Source organism: Nocardia harenae NBRC 108248, assembly GCF_001612885.1.
Taxonomy (GTDB): Bacteria; Actinomycetota; Actinomycetes; order Mycobacteriales; family Mycobacteriaceae; genus Nocardia; species Nocardia harenae.
The window spans coordinates 218,560-236,429 of record NZ_BDBH01000012.1 but is presented as its reverse complement, the minus strand read 5'-3'; the positions used below and the strand labels follow the sequence as shown (position 1 = coordinate 236,429).

Below are 17,870 nucleotides of genomic sequence, written 5' to 3'. Positions count from 1 at the left end.
ACCGACGCGGGGGCTCAGGCGTCCGAGCGGGCGAGCGGTTCCCGGCCCGGCTCGTCCCGCGAAGAGCTACCTGCGCAGCGCCATGAGCACGCTGGACGCGCACACCGGGGTGGAGTCGGTTGCCACGGCCGGACGGGCTCGGCTGCTGCCGTAGAACCCTGTCGGTGCCCCGTGCAATGATCCTCGCCGACAGAGTCTTCGGGGGAGGGGTTCGGCATGGGGTGGAATCGCGCGATCCGGGCGCTGACGGCGTTCGGGCTGGTCCTGCTGGTGGTGGCGTGCGGGGGCACGGCGGCGTCCCGGCCGCCCGGCGGGCTGGAGCTGTCCGGGGTACGCGCCGTCGAGCTCGGCGCCTTCGATGACGTGGGGGTGACGGAGTCCGGCATCTACACCGTGCGCGGGGACACGATTCTCGGCTGGGATCCGGAGGGTGCGCAGCGGTGGACGATCCGGCGGGCCGGGAGTACGCCGGATCCGCAGCGCACCACGCCCGTGCTCTTCCACGATGTGCTGCTGGTGCATTGGCGAGACTCCCCCGGCTATGTCGCCTACGCCGCCGACACCGGCGCCGAGCTGTGGAGCACCCCCGCCGAGGTGTGGTGGGAGAGCGGTATCGAGGAGGGCCGGGTCGTGCTCCGCGACCCCGCGACGAACCGGCCGCGCTGGACGGCCGACCCGGCGCGGTGGCGCTGCGCCCCGCCGTACACCGAGGACAACCAGTCCGTCCTGCTGACCCGGGAGGTCGCGCTGCTCCGCTGCCCCACGCGCTTCGCGGCGGACGGCACCGGGCTGGATCTCGCGGTCGTCGCGCTCGACCGCGCGACCGGAGCCGAGCTGTGGCAGCGCACGCTCACCGGCACCGACACCTTCGTGGTCGACTCCGCCGACACCGTGACCGTGAAATCCGGCGGCGAGCGGGTCTTCCTCGGGCTGCGCAGCGGCGAGGAACTCGGCCGCCGGCCCGCCGGCGAGGAGTCCCGCTATCGCTTCCCGCGCCCCGGCGGCACCGCGCTGATCATGGACAGCACCACGCTGACGGAGAACACCGAGATGCGGTTCGTCGAGCCGGACGGCGGGGTGCGCTGGACGGCGGCGCTCGCCGCCGACGAGGAGGTGCTGCCGAACACCGGGTCACCGGACGGCGTGCTGCTGGCGACGCTGCGGCCGCGCAGCGGCGGGCGCGCCGACGGGTCGCTGCTCGCCTACGACCTGCGCACCGGCGAGCGCACCCACGTCGCGGGGGCGAAGCCGACGGCGCGCGGGGAGGAACCGCTGCTCACCATGCCCGTCGCGCAGACCGCGCGGCTGCACCCGGCGCCGTGGGGTGTGCTGGTACCGGGCGCGGACGGCCGCGCCGCCGTGATTCCGTCCGGCTGAAGGGCCCTGCCGGGCTGAGGGGTCAGGCCGGGTCGGGGACGCCGTCGTCGCCGGGCAGCAGGTCCGGCCTGCGGGCGCGGGTGCGCTCGAGCGCCTGCTCGTGCCGCCAGGCCGCGATCTTGGCGTGGTCGCCGGAGAGCAGGATCGGCGGCACCTCGAGGTCGCGCCACCGCACCGGGCGGGTGTAGCTGGGCCCCTCGAGCAGGCCGTCGGAGAAGGAATCCTCGCGGTGCGACTGCTGGTTGCCGAGCACGCCGGGCAGCAACCGGACCACCGCCTCGACCATGACAAGGACGGCGGCCTCGCCACCGATGAGCACGTAGTCACCGATGCTCACCTCCTCGACCCGCACCCGGCGGGCGGCATCGTCGAAGACCCGCTGATCGATGCCCTCGTACCGGCCGCAGGCGAACACCAGGTGCCGCTCGGCCGCCCAGCGCTCCGCGGTGGCCTGGGTGAACGGCACCCCCGCCGGAGTGGGCACCACCAGCAGCGCGTCGTCCGGGCAGACCTCGTCCAGCGCGACACCCCACACGGAGGGCTTCATGACCATGCCGGGACCGCCGCCGTACGGCGAGTCGTCCACCGACCGGTGCACATCGTGCGTCCAGTGCCGCAGATCGTGCACGCCGACCGAGATCAGCCCGCGATCGATGGCCTTGCCGAGCAGCGCGGCGCGCAGCGGCTCCAGGTACTCCGGGAAGATCGTGAGCACATCCAGTTTCACGACGGCCTCATTCCGGGTCGAGCAACCCCGCGGGCGGGTCGATCACCACGACGCCATCGGCCACCGAGACGGTCGGCACGATGGCGGTGACGAACGGCACCAGGATCTCCCTGCCGTCATCGGCGCGCACCGAGAGCAGCTCGCCCGCGGCCGAGTGCAGCACCTCGGTGACGGTGCCGACGGCGGTGCCGTCGGTGAGCCGCACCGCGAGCCCCTCGAGTTCGTGGTCGTAGAACTCGTCCGGGTCCTCGCTCGGCGGCAGATCGGCGCTGTCCACCAGGAACAGCGTTCCGCGCAGCGCGTCCGCCGCGTCCCGGCCGTCCACCTCGCGCAGCCGCACGAGAAGCCGGCCCGAGTGCTCGCGGGCCGACTCCACGGTGAACTCCGTGCCCCCGGTGCGCGCCCGCGGGGGCCGTCCGAGCAGGACGGCGCCCGGCGCGAACCGGGAGCCGGGATCGTCGGTGCGGATCTCGACGACGAGTTCGCCGCGCACGCCGTGCGACTTGGCGACCCGTCCGACGACGAGCTCCATCTACTGGTCGGTGTCGACCACGTCGACCCGGATGCCGCGGCCGCCGATCCCGGCGACCAGCGTGCGCAGCGCGGTGGCGGTGCGGCCGCCGCGGCCGATGACCTTGCCCAGGTCGTCCGGGTGGACGTGCACCTCGACGGTGCGGCCGCGCCTGCCGGTGATCAGCTCGACCCGGACGTCGTCGGGATTGGCGACGATGCCGCGCACCAGGTGCTCGACGGCATCGGCGACGACCACGCTCATTACTCGGCGGCTTCGGTCGACTCGGCCGCAGCGTCGTCGGCCTTCTTCGCCTTCTTCTTCGGCGTCACGGCCTCGCCGGACGGCTCGTTGTCGGCGGCGGCCAGCGCGGCGTTGAAGAGATCGAGCTTGCTCGGCTTGGCCGGCTTGACCTTCAGGGTGCCCTCGGTGCCGGGCAGGCCCTTGAACTTCTGCCAGTCGCCGGTGATCTCCAGCAGCCGCTGCACGGGCTCGGTGGGCTGGGCGCCGACGCCGAGCCAGTACGCCACGCGCTCCGCGTCGATCTCGATCAGCGAGGGCTCTTCCTTCGGGTGGTACTTGCCGATCGACTCGATGGCCCGGCCGTCGCGGCGGGTGCGGGCGTCGGCGACGACCACGCGGTACTGCGGGTTGCGGATCTTGCCCAGGCGGGTGAGCTTGATGCGAACAGCCATGGCTGTGGGTTCTGCCTTTCGGTGGTGGCCGCCGCGGGGGCGGCCGAGTGGTCACTGCGCGATTCAGCGACCCCGCACGGTCTGCGGGTCCGGTTTCGCGCTCGAAGTGTGTGACCGCCGCGCGGTACGGGACCGGAGACGGGCTGACACGCGTCCAGAAGGACGGTGGATCATTGTGCCAGACGGGTGCGGCCCCGCCGAAATCGGCTCGGTCAGCCCCGCCGGTAGCGCAGCAGCACCACTCCGGAGCGGAAGGCGCGGGATTCGGCGAGCCGCAGCGGCGGCACGCCGGTGGCATCCGCGAAGAGCCGGGCTCCCGTTCCGACCACCACCGGGTAGACGAAGAGGCGGTACTCGTCCACCAGGTCCGCGGCGATGAGGGCGTGGCACAGCCGGATACTGCCGGTGACCACGATATCGCGGCCCGGCCGTGCCTTGATGTCCGCGATGTCGGCGGCGAGCGGGCCGGAGAGAATCTCCGAGCCGGCCCAGCCGGGCTCGGTGAGGGTCCGGGAGACGACGTACTTGGTGACGGAGTTCAGGTGCTCGGTGACGCCCGTGGTGTCGTCGGTCTGCGCAGGCCAGAAGCCGCGCATGTCCTCGAAGGTCTGCCTGCCGAAGAGGACCGCGTCCGAGGCGGCGGCCTGGTCGCGCAGGGCGGCGTCCAGGTCGGCGGTGGCCTCGGGGTCGGTGCCCGCCACCGAAAACCAGTCGCTGGCTTCGATCACTCCGTCGACAGTGATGTTCTGGGTCACGACGAGTTCGCGCACGGCATTCCTTCCGATCGGTGGCGCTTCTGCCGGTAACGACGAAGCGGCGGCCCGGAATTCAGCGGTGCGCGGTCACCGGGTCGCGACGCGGGTAGGGCCTGCCGCGCAGGATGACCGCGCGGGGGGCGATCAGCGCGGCCGGGTCGGCGCGCGGGTCGCGGTCGTAGAGGACGAAGTCGGCGGGGGCGCCCTCCTGGAGAATCGGGCGGCCGAGCCAGCGGCGGGCGTCCCAGGAGGCGGCGCCGAGCGCCTCGTGCGCGGAGAGGCCGGCGCCGGTGAGCGCGGCGATCTCGTCGGCGATCCGGCCGTGCCGGATGGAGCCGCCCGCGTCGGTGCCCGCGTAGATCGGCACCCCGGCCTCGTGCGCGGCGCCGACGGTGTCGCGCACCCGGCGGTGCAGGTCGCGCATGTGCGCGGCGTAGACCGGGAACCTGCCCGCGCCGTCGGCGATGCCGGGGAAGGTGTCGATATTGACCAGGGTCGGCACCAGCGCGGTGCCGTGCTCGACCATGAGCGCGATGGTGTCGTCGGTCAGGCCGGTGCCGTGCTCCAGGCAGTCGATCCCGGCGTTGATCAGCCCGGGCAGCGCGTCCTCGCCGAAGACGTGCGCGGTGACCCTGGCGCCGTTGGCGTGCGCGGCGTCGATGGCCTCCTTCAGCACCGCGTCGCTCCAGAGCGGGCGCAGGTCGCCGACGGCGCGATCGATCCAGTCGCCGACGATCTTCACCCAGCCGTCGCCGAAGCGGGCCTGCTCGGCCACGATCTCCGGCAGGTCGCGCTCGTCGTCCAGCTCGATGCCGAGCTCCCGGATGTAGCGCTTGGGGCGGGCGATGTGCCTGCCCGCCCTGATGATCCGGGGCAGCTCCGCGTGGTCGTCCACGAACCGGGTGTCGATCGGCGAGCCCGCGTCGCGCAGCAGCAGCGCGCCCGCCTCCCGCTCGGTGACGGCCTGCTCGATCGCGCCGTCCCGATCCTCGTGGCCGCCGCCGTACCGGATGCCGACGTGGCAGTGCGCGTCCACCAGCCCCGGCACGATCCAGCCGTCGCGCGCGAAGGTCTCGGCGCCCGGCACCGGCTCGTAGGTGACCCGGCCCTCGTGCACCCAGATATCGCGCACCTCGCCCTCGGGCAGGACCACACCGCTCAGATGCACCACCGACCTCCTTCGCCCGGACTGTCCCCCGCCCCCGACTGCCGTGCGCCCGGGAGCGCCGAGCGATCCCGGCCTCCCCGCTGCTCCGCGCCGTGGATCGCCCTCGGCCCGAACCCATCCGCGCTCCCGGCGGCGACCGCGTTTCGACGCGCACAGCCCGCGACCGCACCGGCGGCCGCGGGGCCACCCGAGAGACCCTACTGCTTGGGGAACTTCAGCTTCGAGATGTCGAAACCCTCCAGGCCGGGCGGCAACTGGTCGAGCCCGGCGGGCATGTTGGAGATATCCGGCATGCCGGGGGGCAGCCCGGGCATGCCGGGGAACCCGCCGCGCACCTTGGGCGGGGTCGGCCCGCGGCCGCCCTTCTTGCCCTTCTTCCCCTTGCGGTTGTTCCGGCGGTTGGCGCCGGGCATGCCCATCTGCCTGCCCATGGCCGCCATCATCTTCCTGGCCTCGAAGAACCGGTCCACCAGCTGGTTCACATCGGAGACCTGGACGCCGGAGCCGTTCGCGATGCGCAGCCTGCGAGAGGCGTTGATGATCTTGGGCTCGGCCCGCTCGGCGGGGGTCATGCCGCGGATGATGGCCTGCACCCGATCCAGCTGCTTGTCGTCGACGGCGGCGAGCGCGTCCTTCATCTGGCCCGCGCCGGGGAGCATGCCGAGCAGGTTGCCGATCGGCCCCATCTTGCGGATGGCGAGCATCTGCTCGAGGAAGTCCTCGAGCGTGAGCTCGCCGCTGCCGATCTTGCGCGCCGCCTCCTCGGCCTGCCGCTGGTCGTAGACCTGCTCGGCCTGCTCGATGAGGGTGAGCACGTCGCCCATGCCGAGGATGCGGCTGGCCATCCGGTCGGGGTGGAAGACGTCGAAGTCCTCGAGCTTCTCGCCGGTGGAGGCGAACATGATCGGCGCGCCGGTGACCTGGCGGACCGAGAGCGCGGCGCCGCCGCGGGCATCGCCGTCCAGCTTGGTCAGCACCACGCCGGTGAAGCCGACGCCGTCGCGGAAGGCCTCGGCGGTGCTCACCGCGTCCTGGCCGATCATGGCGTCGAGGACGAAGAGCACCTCGTCCGGCTGCACCGCGTCGCGGATTCCGGTGGCCTGCTGCATCAGTTCGGCGTCGATACCGAGCCGGCCCGCGGTGTCGACGATGACCACGTCGTACTGCTTGGCCCGCGCCTCGGCGATGCCGGACTCGGCGACCCGCACCGGGTCGGCGGCGGAGACACCGAGCTGGTTCTCCCCGCCGAGACCGGTGCCGGGGTGCGGCGCGAAGACCGGGACGCCCGCGCGCTCGCCGACCACCTGGAGCTGGGTGACGGCGCCGGGGCGCTGCAGGTCGCAGGCGACGAGCAGGGGCTGGTGCCCCTGGCCGCGCAGCCATTTCGCGAGCTTGCCCGCGAGCGTGGTCTTACCGGCGCCCTGCAGGCCGGCCAGCATGATCACGGTCGGCGGGTTCTTGGCGAAGGTGAGCCTGCGGGTCTCGCCGCCGAGAATGCCGACGAGCTCCTCGTTGACGATCTTGACGACCTGCTGCGCCGGGTTCAGCGCCGCCGAGACCTCGGCGCCGTTGGCGCGCTCCTTGATCCGGGCGATGAAGCCGCGCACCACCGGCAGCGCGACGTCGGCCTCCAGCAGCGCCAGCCGGATCTCGCGCGCGGTGGCATCGATGTCGGCCGGTGACAGACGCCCCTTGCCACGCAGATCCTTGAGGGCACCTGTCAGCCGGTCGGACAGTGATTCGAACACCGATCGCGCTCCTGGACTCGGGGGGACGACATTTCCCGTCCAGGGTAATCGGACGGCGCGGCGCGGCACGCGGCGGTCGGGAAGTCGACCGCCGCCGGCTCAGCGCCGCGGCCGCGGGCGGGGCCGCCCAGCGCCGTAGTCGTGGTTCTCCACCGCGACCAGGAACACCGCCTCGCGGCCGGTGAGGCCGAGTTCGGCGGCGGCCGCGTCGAGTCGGCCCGCGCCGTCGGCGCCGCCGGTGGCCACCGCCGAGGCGATGGTCATGGCGGTGACGGCCTGCGGTGCGCTGAGGGTGCGGCCGGGCAGCCAGGACACCACCCAGTTCCCATTGCCGACGCAGCGGGCGATGTGCCTGGTCTCGTCGCTGGTCATCAGCGACGCGGATACCACCTCCAGCGCCAACGGACCCACCTCTCATCGACGTTTCCGGTCACCGAATAGTAATCTGCGTCACATTCGATGCGGAGGCAGAATCGCGTCGGACGATCAGCCGACAGCCGAATCCCCCACCTCCTCCGGCTTCTTCGGAGCGGGCTGCGGCACCACCGCCAGCACGCTCCGCTCCAGCGCGGCCCTGCGCTCCGCGGAGTCGCCGGGGCCGAGGTCGAGGCAGAAGGTGTCGACCACCGCCGACCCCATGGTCACCACCTTGGCCCAGCGCACCGAGGCCTCCGCATCGGCGAAGACCGCGGCCAGCCGGGTGAGCAGCCCGAGCCGGTCCTCGGCGCGCAGCTCCAGGATCACCCCGCCCGCCGACGCCTCCGACCAGATCACCCGGGGCTGCGCCTGCGCGTACGGGCCGGGGCCGGGGCCGTCGGCATCGCGCTCGCGCTTGGCCAGCACCGCGCCCGGGTCGAGGTCGCCCGCCATGGCCCGGATGAGCTCCTGGCGCAGCAGCCCCGCCTCCGGCGGGGTGCCGAAGCGCGGCGTCACCACGAAGGTGTCGACGGCCGACGCCCCCTCCACCCCGAGCGCGGCGGAGAGCACGCGCAGCGAATGCAGCGCGAGTACCCCGGCGGCGTCCGAGAGCAGCCCCGGCGCGTCGGGGGCGATCACCGTGACGGTGTAGGTGTGCTTGCCGTCGCCGGGCTCCAGCTCCACGTGCACCCCGCCCGCGGCGGCCTTGGCCAGCAGCTCCGGCGCGATGGGCTCCGGCGCGGGCAGTTCGTCGCCGCGCATGACGGTCCGGCAGCGCCGCACCAGGTCGCCGATGAGCGAGGCCTTCCAGTCGCCCCAGACGCCGGGGCCGGTGGCCAGCGAATCCGCCTCGGCCAGGGTGTGCAGCAGCTCCAGCAGCTGCACGTCGCCGTCGAGCGCCGTGACCACGTGCTCGACGGTGGCCGGGTCGGCGAGGTCGCGGCGGGTCGCGGTATCCGGCAGCAGCAGGTGGTACCGGACGATGGCGCTGAGCGTGCGCACATCCGACGGCCAGAGCCCGAGCCTGCGCCCGATGTGCGTGGCCAGCTCGGCCCCGACGACGCTGTGGTCGCCCGTGCGCCCCTTTCCGATGTCGTGCAGCAGCGCACCGAGCGCGAGCAGGTCGGGCCTGGCCACCCTGGTGCTGCCCGCGCCCGCGTAGGCGACGGTCTCCATGAGGTGCCGGTCCACGGTCCAGGTGTGGATGGCATCCCGCGGCGGCAGGTCGCGCACCGCGCCCCACTCCGGCAGCAGCCTGCCCCAGAGCCCGGTGCGGTCCAGCGCCTCGATCACGCCGATGGCGTTGCGGCCGGCGCCGAGCAGCACGAGCAGGTCGTTGAGCGCGTCCTTGGGCCAGGGCTCGCGCAGCTCCGGCGCGCCCTCGGAGAGCCGGTTCAGCGTGGTGGCCGACATCGGCAGCCCGGTGATGGCGGAGGCGGCGGCCACCCGCAGGATCAGCCCCGGATCGCGCTGCGGCCTGGCGTCGCGGGCCAGCACCACCTCGCCCGCGTGCTCGACCACGCCCTCGTCGATCGGGCGGCGCACCGGCATCCGGCGCAGCCGGGCCAGGCCGCGGCGCGGCAGCGCGTTGGCCGCGGTGCGCAGCCCGACGTCCACCGAGTAGCTCACCGTGCGCGCCGAGTCGCTGAGCGTCCGCGCCAGGTCGAAGCGGTCGCCGATGCGCAGCGCGGCGCCGATCTCGTCGGCGTCCTGGGCGCGCAGCTGGTCGCGGGCGCGGCCTGCCACCCGGTGCAGCTCGGTGCGCACGTCGAGCAGCCTGCGGTGCGCGTGCTTCAGCCCGCCGCCGGGGACCTCGGGGCCGAGCCCGGGCATGGCGTCGGTGAGCTGCGCGATGGCGAGCGCGTCGAGCAGCTGGATATCGCGCAGCCCGCCGTGGCCGTTCTTCAGGTCGGGCTCGGCCCGGTGCGCGATCTCGCCGCCGCGCTGCCAGCGCGTGCGGGTCTGCGCGATGAGGTCGTCGAAGCGGGAGCGGATGCCGGTGCGCCACTCCCGGCGCACCCCGCCGATCAGCAGGTTGCTCAGGTCGGCGTCGCCGACGATGTGCCTGGCCTCCAGCATGCCGAGCGCCGCCGGGATGTCGTCGGCGGCGACCCGCAGTGCCTGCGGCACCGTGCGCACGCTGTGGTCCAGCTTGATGTGCGCGTCCCAGAGCGGATACCAGAGCTGGTCGGCCACCTCGGCCACCCTGGCCGGGTCCACGTCGTCGTGCAGCAGCACCAGGTCGAGGTCGGAGAAGGGCAGCATCTCGCGCCGCCCGAGGCCGCCGACGGCGATCAGCGCCAGCCCGGAGTCCGGCCCGATGCCGAGCTCGGCGCCCTTGCCGGTGAGCCAGAGGTCGAACAGGTCGACCAGCGCCGACCGCAGTGATTCCGCGTCCAGCCGCGGATTGCGCGGATGACCCCCCTCGAGCAGCTGAGCCCGTGCCCGGACCAGATCGGCAGCCCCGTTGTTCTGATTGTTGCCCATAGTCACCGCCCGTTCCACGCGCGCGACCCCGCTCCGGCCGATGCTCCGGCCGGAGCGGGGCCGCCGCTCTCTCGTGCTGGATCCGGGGCCGGTCCGTCCACCGGCCCCGGAGTACTACAGTGCGTCGCTGCCGCGCTCGCCGGTGCGCACCCGCACCACGGTCTCGACCGGTGCCACCCAGACCTTGCCGTCACCGATCTTGCCGGTGCGCGCGGCCTCGACGATCACCTCGACGACCTTGTCCACCGAGGCGTCGTCCACGACCACCTCGACGCGCACCTTCGGCACGAAGTCCACCGAGTACTCGGCGCCGCGGTAGACCTCGGTGTGACCCTTCTGCCTGCCGTAGCCCTGCACTTCGCTCACGGTCATGCCGAGGATCCCGGCCTGTTCGAGCGCGCTCTTCACGTCCTCGAGGGTGAACGGTTTGACGATGGCGGTGATCAGTTTCATGCGTCATGCCTCCTTGACGGTGGTCCGTGCGGTGCCACCCACTGCAGCGAAATCGTATGCGCTCTCCGCGTGCTCGGACTCGTCCACGCCGAGCGCCTCGTCCTCCTCGGAGACCCGCAGGCCGATGGTGAACTTGATGGCGAAGGCGATGACCGCGGTCGCGACCACCGAGTAGGCCAGCACCGCGAAGGCACCGACGGCCTGCAGCTTCAACTGCTCCAGACCACCACCGTAGAACAGCCCCTCGACACCCGCGGGCGCTTCCGGCGCCGCGACCAGACCGACGAGCAGGGTGCCGACCAGACCGCCGACCAGGTGCACGCCGACCACGTCGAGCGAATCATCGAAGCCGAAGCGGAACTTCAGCCCGACCGCGAGGGCGCAGAGCGCGCCCGCCACGACGCCGATCACCAGCGCGCCGACGATGTTCACCGACGAGCAGGACGGGGTGATGGCGACCAGACCGGCCACGATGCCCGAGGCGGCACCGAGCGAGGTGGGCTTGCCGTCGCGGATCTTCTCCACCACGAGCCAGGCGAGCATGGCGGCGGCGGTGGCGATGGTGGTGGTCAGGAAGGTGGCACCGGCAATGCCGTTGGAGCCGACCGCGGAGCCGGCGTTGAAGCCGTACCAGCCGAACCACAGCAGCCCGGCGCCGAGCATCACGAACGGCAGGTTGTGCGGGCGGAACGGGGTGCTCGGCCAGCTCTTGCGCTTGCCGAGGATGATCGCGAGCACCAGGCCGGCGGCACCGGCGTTGATGTGCACCGCGGTGCCGCCGGCGAAGTCGATGGCCTTGAGGTTGTTGGCGATCCAGCCGCCCTGCTCGCCGGTGTAGCCGTCGAACGCGAAGACCCAGTGCGCCACCGGGAAGTAGACGACCGTGGCCCAGATGCCGGCGAAGACCAGCCAGGAGCCGAACTTGATGCGGTCGGCGACCGCACCCGAGATGAGGGCGACCGTGATGATCGCGAACATCAGCTGGAAGGCGACGAACACCGAGAGCGGGATGGTGCCGAACAGCGGGATGGCGGCGGGCGCCTCCGGGTCGGTGGAGGCGAGGTACTCACCGCCGAAGACCTTGGCGAGGCCGAAGTACTGCGTCGGGTCGCCGATCAGATTGCCCTTGTCCTCGCCGAAGGCGATCGAGAAGCCGTAGAGCGCCCACAGGATCGTGATGAGCCCCATGGCACTGATGCTCATCATGATCATGTTCAGCACGTTCTTGGCGCGGACCATGCCGCCATAGAAAAACGCGAGCCCGGGCGTCATCAGCAACACGAGCGCTGCGGACGCCAGCATCCATGCGGTGTCACCGGCGTCCGGCGCGCCGATTGTGGGAAAATCCACCTTGATGTCCTCCTCATCTCGGGCCCGGCCGACTTCGGCATCAGGACCTGGGAAGAAGAATCCTCACCTGGTGTTTCATCCGGCAATCCGGCGTGTTTCACCTACGTGAACGGGTGCGCCGGTTGTGTTGCGTCCACGTTTCCTCCGGCCGAAAACCGGTTTTCTGGCAAATGTGCGACAAATTTCTCAGCCGAGGAGCGCGTCCACGAAGGCGCCGGGCTCGAACGGGGCGAGATCGTCGGCGCCCTCGCCGAGCCCGACCAGCTTCACCGGGACGCCGAGCTCGTGCTGCACCTGGAAGACGATGCCGCCCTTGGCGGTGCCGTCCAGCTTGGTGAGCACGACGCCGGTGATGTCGACGACCTCGGCGAAGACCCGGGCCTGCGCGAGGCCGTTCTGCCCGACAGTGGCGTCGAGCACCAGCAGCACCTCGTCCACCGCGGCCTTCTTCTCCACCACCCGCTTCACCTTGCCGAGCTCGTCCATGAGCCCGGTCTTGGTGTGCAGCCTGCCCGCGGTGTCGACCAGCACGACGTCGACGCCGCGCTCGATCCCCGTGGTCACGGCGTCGAAGGCGACCGAGGCCGGGTCGGCGCCCTCGCGGCCGCGCACGGTGTCGGCGCCGACCCGCTCGCCCCAGGTCTGCAGCTGATCGGCGGCGGCGGCGCGGAAGGTGTCGGCCGCGCCGAGCAGCACCCGGCGGCCGTCGGCGACCAGCACCCGGGCCAGTTTGCCGGTGGTAGTGGTCTTCCCGGTGCCGTTCACGCCGACCACGAGCAGGATCGACGGGTGGTCGTCGTGCGGCAGGGCGCGGACCGCGCGGTCCAGCTCCGGGCGCAGCGCCTCGACCAGGACCGTGCGCAGCACCGAGCGGGCCTCGTCGGTGGTGCGCACGCTGCGGGCCGCCATCTCCTCGCGCAGTCGCTGCACGATGACGCCGGTGCTCGCGGTGCCGAGGTCGGCGAGGACCAGGGTGTCCTCGACCTCCTCCCAGGAGTCCTCGTCCAGGTCGCCGCCGCCGAGCAGGCCGAGGAGGCTCTTGCCCACGGCGTTCTGGGAGCGGGAGAGGCGGCCGCGGAGGCGGGTCAGCCGACCGGAGGTCGGGGCGATGTCCGCGGCGGGAGCGGTGCCTGCGGTGCCCGCGGCGGGAGCGGCGCCCGGGATGGGCGTGGACGGAGCCGTGTCGGCGGTAGCCGGGGCGGTCATGGCTCCGGCCGCGGCGCTATCGCCGGTGGCGGCGGTGCCCGGGATGGGCGTGGACGGAGCCGTGTCGGCGGTAGCCGGGGCGGTCGGGGTGATTGTGGCTCCGGCCGCGGCGGTATCGCCGGTGGCGGCGGTGCCCTTGGTCTGTGCGGTGCCCTCGGCGGAGGCGGTACCGGACGGGGCGGCGGCAGCGTCGGCCGCGGTGCCACCGGGCGCGGTGGTGCCGGGGGCGGTGGCACCGGGGGCGGCAGCCCCCGCGTCGGGAGTCTCCGTTTCGGACGGTGCGGTAGCGGTGGGATCGCCGGAGGGGGTGACCGTTTCGGACGGCTCCACATCCGCGTCCGGGAGCCGGACCTCGGTGATCCCGCGGCGGTGCGCGTCGCGCGGGACGGCGGCGTCGTCGCCGATGTGCGGCTGCCCCTCGGTGTCGGTGCGGTCGCGCAGCCGCGGCTCCGGTTCCGCGGTGGCGGCACCGCCCCTGCTGAAGCTGAATCCGCCCGCGGCGGTGTAGCCGCCGGAGCGGTCGGTCAGCTCCTGCTCCGCCGCCGGGGCGGTCAGCGACACCCGGCGGCGCTTGGAGAGGATGTAGCCCGCGACCAACACCACCAGCACGACGGCGGCGATCACGGCGATCAGAATCCAGGCTTCGGCACTCACACCGGACATCCTTGCAGAGCCCGGCTGAGCTGCTGGTCAGGGTGCCCGCGCGCCGAAACACCGGCCATCGAGATTTCTTGTCCTGCGGAACTTCTCGGCAGAGGCCAATAGGATCGGCGGCGTGACCGATCGAAACGTGCTTGGGGGGCCGCTGGAAGAGTGCGGCACCGATCCTCTCACCGGCTTCTACCGCGACGGCTGCTGCAGCACCGGGCCGGAGGATCTCGGCAGCCACACCGTGTGCACCGTCGCCACCGCGGAGTTCCTGGAACACCAGGCCTCCATCGGCAACGACCTCAGCACTCCGCGCCCGGAGAACAACTTCCCCGGCCTGCAGCCGGGCGACCGCTGGTGCGTCGTCGCGGTGCGCTGGCTGCACGCGCACGAGGACGGGGTGGCCGCGCCGGTGGTGCTCGCCGCCACCCACGAGGACGCGCTCGAGGTGATTTCCATGGAGATCCTGCGGAAGTACGCGGTCGACGTCCCGGACGACGTCAGCGACCTGCTCTAGTTCGCGACGGCACCCGGCTCGCGCCGGTGCTCCCCCGGAACGCCGTACTCGGTCACCGTTCCGGCGGGCCGGCCCGGCGCCTGCGGCGGCGTCTCCCACCTCGGGCGGGCGGCCCCGCCCCTACCCCGACGCGGCGAGGTTCTCGCCGCGCAACCGCTGCGAGATCACCTGGGTGATGCCGTCCCCCCGCATGCTGACCCCGTAGAGCGCGTCGGCGATCTCCATGGTCGGCTTCTGGTGTGTGATCACGATGAGCTGGCTCTTCTCCCGCAGCTGCTCGAAGAGGCCGATGAGGCGGCGCAGATTGGTGTCGTCGAGCGCCGCCTCGACCTCGTCCATCACGTAGAACGGGGAGGGCCGCGCCCGGAAGATGGCGACCAGCAGCGCCACCGCGGTCAGCGACTTCTCCCCGCCGGAGAGCAGCGAGAGCCGCTTGACCTTCTTGCCCGGCGGCCGCGCCTCCACCTCGATGCCGGTGGTGAGCATGTCCGAGGGGTCGGTGAGCACCAGCCGCCCCTCGCCGCCGGGGAAGAGCCGGGCGAAGACCCCGACGAACTCGCGCTCGACGTCGGCATACGCCTCGGTGAAGACCTGCAGGATGCGGGCGTCCACCTCGGCGACCACGTCGAGCAGGTCCTGCCTGGCGTTCTTCACGTCCTCCAGCTGGGTGGCGAGGAAGTTGTAGCGCTCCTCCAGCGCGGCGAACTCCTCCAGCGCGAGCGGGTTCACCTTGCCGAGCGTGCTGAGATCCTTCTCCGCGCGCCGCGCCCTGCGCTCCTGCGAGGCGCGGTCGTAGGGCATGGGCTGCGGCTCGGTGACCGCCTCGCCGCGCTCCCTGGCCTGCTCGTATTCGCGCAGCTCCAGCTCCGACGGCGGCAGCGGGACGTCGGGGCCGTACTCGGCGACCAGGTCGTCCAGCGCGATCCCGAACTGCTCGGCGATCGTCGCCTCGACCTGCTCGATGCGCAGCGCCGCCTCGGCCTTGGCCACCTCGTCCCGGTGCACCGCGTCGGTGAGCTGGGTGAGCTGCGCGGTGAGCGCCCGCACCCGCTCCTTGACCCGCTCCACCTCGGCGGCCACCTCGGTGCGGCGCCGCACCAGCTCGTCGCGCCGGGCGGCGGCCCGCGCCACCACCTGCTCCAGCTCCCGCGCGACCTGCGCGCCGGACTCCGCGACAGCGGCGGCCACCGCGGCGGCCTTGCGCCTGGCCGCCTGCGCGCGCTCGGCCCGCGCCCGCGCCTCGCGCTCGGCCCGCGCCGCGCGGCGCAGCGAATCGGCCTTGCCGTGTACCGACTGCGCGCGCTCCTCGGCCGTGCGCACCGCCAGCCTGGCCTCCACCTCCATGGTCCTGGCCTCGGCGAGCGCGGCGGCGGCCTCCTCGCGCTCCCGGCCCGCGGCCTCGGTGCCCGCCGCGCCGTAGCCGTCGGCGTCGATCCTGGCCTGCTCGAGTTCGGCATTGCGCAGCCGGTCCTCCAGCTCGGCCAGGGTGGCCAGGCTCTGCTCGCGGCCGGCTTCGGCGGCGGCGCGCTGGTCGTAGAGGCGGGCGCTCTCCTTCTCCGCGGTGCGGGTGGTCTCGCCCAGCCTGGCCAGCCGCTCGTACACCGCGACCAGCGCCTGGTCGGATTCGTGCAGCGCGAGCAGGGTGTGGTCGACCGCCTGCTTGCGGTCGGTCTGCTCGTCCAGGGCACCGGCCAGCGCGGCCTCCAGCTCGGCGGCGCGGCGCTGGGCGGCGTCGAGCTCGGCGGCGGCGGCATCGATCTCGGCCTGGATCTCCAGCCTGCTCGGCGCCCGCTCGGAGCCGCCGAGCACCCAGCCGGTCCCGGCCAGGTCCCCCTCCCTGGTGACGATGCGAAGCTCGGGGCGGGTGGCGAGGAGCTCGGCGGCGGCGGCGAGATCGTCGACGACGGCGACCGCCGCGGTCAGCGCGAGCACCGCGGGGGCCAGCTCGTCCGGGTACTCGACCACCTCGGCCAGCGCGGTGGCGCCGGCGGGCAGCGCGGCGACCGCGGCCGCCCGGGCTTCGGTGTGGAAGACCAGCCCGACCCGCCCGCCGTCGGCCGCCTTGATGGCGCGCAGCGCGTCGTAGGCGGCGGCGGTCGACCGCGCCGCGGTGGCGTCGGCGAGCGGGCCGAGCACGGCGGCCACCGCGGCCTCGAAGCCGGAGCGCACCCGCAGCACCCCGGAGAGCGGCCCGAGCAGCCCGGCCGGGCTGTGCTCGGCCAGCCAGGCGGTGCCGTCCTTGCGGGTGAGGTTCATGCCGAGCGCTTCGATGCGGGCGCTCAGCGACGCCACCCGCTTGGTGGCGTCGCGGTCCTCCTGCCGTAGCTCGGCCACCCTGGCATCGGCCAGCTCCAGCGCCTCGACGGCGTGCTCGTGCTGGGCGTCCAGCCCGGCCTCGCCCGCGTCCAGCTCGGCCAGCTCGCCCTGCACGTCGTCGAACTCGGCGCGCGCGGTGTCGGCGCGCCTGCCCGCCTCGGTGATCGCGCCGGAGATCCGGGTGATCTCGGCATCCGCCGACTGGGCCTTGTGCCGCAGCGTCTCGACCTGTCCGGCGAGCCGGGCCAGCCCCTCGCGGCGGTCGGCGATGGCGCGCACCGCGGCGAGGTGCGCCTGCTCGGCGGCCTTGGCGGCCTGCTCGCGCTCGGCCAGCGCGTCGCGCGCGGCCTCCAGCGTCTCCACCGTCATCTCGACGGTCTCGCGCAGCTCGGCCTCCTCGGCCGCCACCCGGTCGGCCTCGGCCTCCAGCTGCTCCGGGTCGCGGCCGGTGCCCGCCTGGGTGGCGGTGTCCAGGTGCCTGGCCCGGTCACCGGCGATCCGGATGGTGGCATTGACCCGCTCGGCCAGCGCGGAGAGCTGGAACCAGGTCTGCGCCGCCGCCTCCGAGCTCGGGGTCAGCTCGGCGAGCTGGTGCTCCTGCGCGGCCAGCGCGGCGCCCGCGGCGTCCAGCTCGGCCTGCACGGTGATCTGCTGCTCGCGGGCGTAGGCCTCCTTGCTCTGCCTGCCCGCGAGCTCGCCACGGCGGGTCACCAGATCGTCGGCGGCGAGCCGGAGCCGGGCGTCGCGCAGGTCGGCCTGCACGGTGGCGGCGCGGCGGGCCACCTCGGCCTGCCTGCCGAGCGGCTTGAGCTGACGGCGCAGCTCGGAGGTGAGGTCGGTGAGGCGGGCCAGGTTGGCCTGCATCGCCTCGAGTTTGCGCACCGCCTTCTCCTTGCGCTTGCGGTGCTTGAGCACGCCCGCCGCCTCCTCGACGAAGGCACGGCGATCCTCGGGGCGCGATTCCAGGATGGCGGAGAGCTGGCCCTGGCCCACGATGACGTGCATCTCCCGGCCGATCCCGGAGTCGCTGAGCAGCTCCTGGACGTCCATCAACCGGCACGAGGACCCGTTGATCTCGTACTCGCCCGCGCCGTCCCGGAACATCCGGCGGGTGATCGAGACCTCGGCGTAGTCGATCGGCAGCGCGCCGTCGGAGTTGTCGATGGTCAGCGTGACCTCGGCGCGGCCGAGCGGGGCGCGCCCCGCGGTGCCCGCGAAGATCACGTCCTGCATCTTGCCGCCGCGCAGCGCCTTGGCCCCCTGCTCGCCCATCACCCAGGTCAGCGCGTCCACCACATTCGACTTGCCGGAGCCGTTCGGCCCGACGACGCAGGTGATGCCCGGCTCGAAGCGCAGCGTCGTCGCGGACGCGAAGGACTTGAAGCCCTTCAACGTCAAGCTCTTCAGGTGCACGGCCGGGACCTTTCCGTGGATGAGGCGGGTTTGCTCCGACGACAGCGAGGGGGCGCGGCGACCTGCCATCGTATCCGCCGCG

General features: G+C 73.1%; 15 protein-coding genes. 2 read left to right on the top strand and 13 right to left on the bottom strand.

Translation table 11 applies throughout. The features are described from left to right. Nucleotides 1-216: 216 nt before the first annotated feature. A complete protein-coding gene (locus NH2_RS24130) occupies nt 217-1,377 on the top strand; it encodes an outer membrane protein assembly factor BamB family protein (RefSeq protein ID WP_067658750.1) in 1,161 nt (386 codons plus the stop codon). 22 nt (nt 1,378-1,399) lie between these two features. Here the strand turns inward: NH2_RS24130 and trmD are convergent, their stop codons facing one another. The 12 genes from trmD to ftsY all read right to left on the bottom strand — a co-directional run bounded on the left by trmD (nt 1,400) and on the right by ftsY (nt 13,557). After that, nucleotides 1,400-2,104 carry a tRNA (guanosine(37)-N1)-methyltransferase TrmD gene (trmD, locus tag NH2_RS24125; RefSeq protein ID WP_067658748.1) on the bottom strand — a complete coding sequence of 235 codons (705 nt, stop codon included), beginning with the start codon at nt 2,102-2,104 and terminating at the stop codon, nt 1,400-1,402. A gap of 7 nt (nt 2,105-2,111) precedes the next feature. After that, complete coding sequence (gene rimM, locus NH2_RS24120) at nt 2,112-2,636, bottom strand: ribosome maturation factor RimM (RefSeq protein WP_067658745.1); 525 nt, start codon at nt 2,634-2,636, stop codon at nt 2,112-2,114. Further along, the gene (locus tag NH2_RS24115; RefSeq protein WP_030521790.1) at nt 2,637-2,879 is read right to left on the bottom strand and encodes an RNA-binding protein; all 243 of its coding nucleotides are present in this window, start codon (nt 2,877-2,879) and stop codon (nt 2,637-2,639) included. Further along, a complete protein-coding gene (gene rpsP / locus NH2_RS24110; RefSeq protein ID WP_067658742.1) occupies nt 2,879-3,310 on the bottom strand; it encodes a 30S ribosomal protein S16 in 432 nt (143 codons plus the stop codon). The genes NH2_RS24115 and rpsP overlap by 1 nt, the downstream gene beginning before the upstream one ends. A gap of 212 nt (nt 3,311-3,522) precedes the next feature. Then, nucleotides 3,523-4,080: a dihydrofolate reductase family protein gene (locus NH2_RS24105; protein WP_067658739.1), complete on the bottom strand. Its 558-nt coding sequence runs from the start codon at nt 4,078-4,080 to the stop codon at nt 3,523-3,525. 58 nt (nt 4,081-4,138) lie between these two features. Then, entirely contained in the window at nt 4,139-5,233 is a 1,095-nt protein-coding gene (locus NH2_RS24100) for an amidohydrolase family protein (protein ID WP_067658968.1), read from the bottom strand. A gap of 197 nt (nt 5,234-5,430) precedes the next feature. Further along, nucleotides 5,431-6,981 (bottom strand): signal recognition particle protein, encoded by a 1,551-nt coding sequence (gene ffh, locus NH2_RS24095; protein ID WP_067658736.1) that lies wholly within the window; start codon nt 6,979-6,981, stop codon nt 5,431-5,433. Nucleotides 6,982-7,080: 99 nt separating this feature from the next. Next, nucleotides 7,081-7,353 carry a hypothetical protein gene (locus NH2_RS24090; protein WP_067658965.1) on the bottom strand — a complete coding sequence of 91 codons (273 nt, stop codon included), beginning with the start codon at nt 7,351-7,353 and terminating at the stop codon, nt 7,081-7,083. Between the two features lie 114 nt (nt 7,354-7,467). Further along, a complete protein-coding gene (locus tag NH2_RS24085) occupies nt 7,468-9,885 on the bottom strand; it encodes a [protein-PII] uridylyltransferase (protein ID WP_084505826.1) in 2,418 nt (805 codons plus the stop codon). Nucleotides 9,886-9,999: 114 nt separating this feature from the next. Beyond that, entirely contained in the window at nt 10,000-10,338 is a 339-nt protein-coding gene (locus NH2_RS24080; RefSeq protein WP_067658731.1) for a P-II family nitrogen regulator, read from the bottom strand. Nucleotides 10,339-10,341: 3 nt separating this feature from the next. Further along, nucleotides 10,342-11,688, bottom strand: coding sequence for an ammonium transporter (locus NH2_RS24075; protein ID WP_067658728.1), 1,347 nt, complete (start codon nt 11,686-11,688; stop codon nt 10,342-10,344). Between the two features lie 186 nt (nt 11,689-11,874). Beyond that, a complete protein-coding gene (ftsY, locus tag NH2_RS24070) occupies nt 11,875-13,557 on the bottom strand; it encodes a signal recognition particle-docking protein FtsY (RefSeq protein ID WP_067658725.1) in 1,683 nt (560 codons plus the stop codon). Nucleotides 13,558-13,669: 112 nt separating this feature from the next. On the opposite strand from ftsY, the gene NH2_RS24065 reads away from it, so the two are divergent. Next, nucleotides 13,670-14,059 carry a DUF2237 family protein gene (locus tag NH2_RS24065; protein WP_067658722.1) on the top strand — a complete coding sequence of 130 codons (390 nt, stop codon included), beginning with the start codon at nt 13,670-13,672 and terminating at the stop codon, nt 14,057-14,059. A 120-nt stretch (nt 14,060-14,179) separates the two neighbouring features. Here NH2_RS24065 and smc read toward each other — a convergent pair whose 3' ends face one another. Next, nucleotides 14,180-17,788 (bottom strand): chromosome segregation protein SMC, encoded by a 3,609-nt coding sequence (gene smc, locus NH2_RS24060; protein WP_067658719.1) that lies wholly within the window; start codon nt 17,786-17,788, stop codon nt 14,180-14,182. Nucleotides 17,789-17,870 lie beyond the last annotated feature (82 nt).

Bases quoted from the DNA above. Each gene is read 5' to 3' on its own strand.
- NH2_RS24130 (WP_067658750.1), top strand. From the start codon at position 217: ATGGGGTGGAATCGCGCGATCCGGGCGCTGACGGCGTTCGGGCTGGTC.
- rimM (WP_067658745.1), bottom strand. From the start codon at position 2,636: ATGGAGCTCGTCGTCGGACGGGTCGCCAAGTCGCACGGCGTGCGCGGC.
- NH2_RS24115 (WP_030521790.1), bottom strand. From the start codon at position 2,879: ATGAGCGTGGTCGTCGCCGATGCCGTCGAGCACCTGGTGCGCGGCATC.
- rpsP (WP_067658742.1), bottom strand. From the start codon at position 3,310: ATGGCTGTTCGCATCAAGCTCACCCGCCTGGGCAAGATCCGCAACCCG.
- NH2_RS24090 (WP_067658965.1), bottom strand. From the start codon at position 7,353: ATGACCAGCGACGAGACCAGGCACATCGCCCGCTGCGTCGGCAATGGG.
- NH2_RS24085 (WP_084505826.1), bottom strand. From the start codon at position 9,885: ATGGGCAACAATCAGAACAACGGGGCTGCCGATCTGGTCCGGGCACGG.
- NH2_RS24080 (WP_067658731.1), bottom strand. From the start codon at position 10,338: ATGAAACTGATCACCGCCATCGTCAAACCGTTCACCCTCGAGGACGTG.
- ftsY (WP_067658725.1), bottom strand. From the start codon at position 13,557: ATGTCCGGTGTGAGTGCCGAAGCCTGGATTCTGATCGCCGTGATCGCC.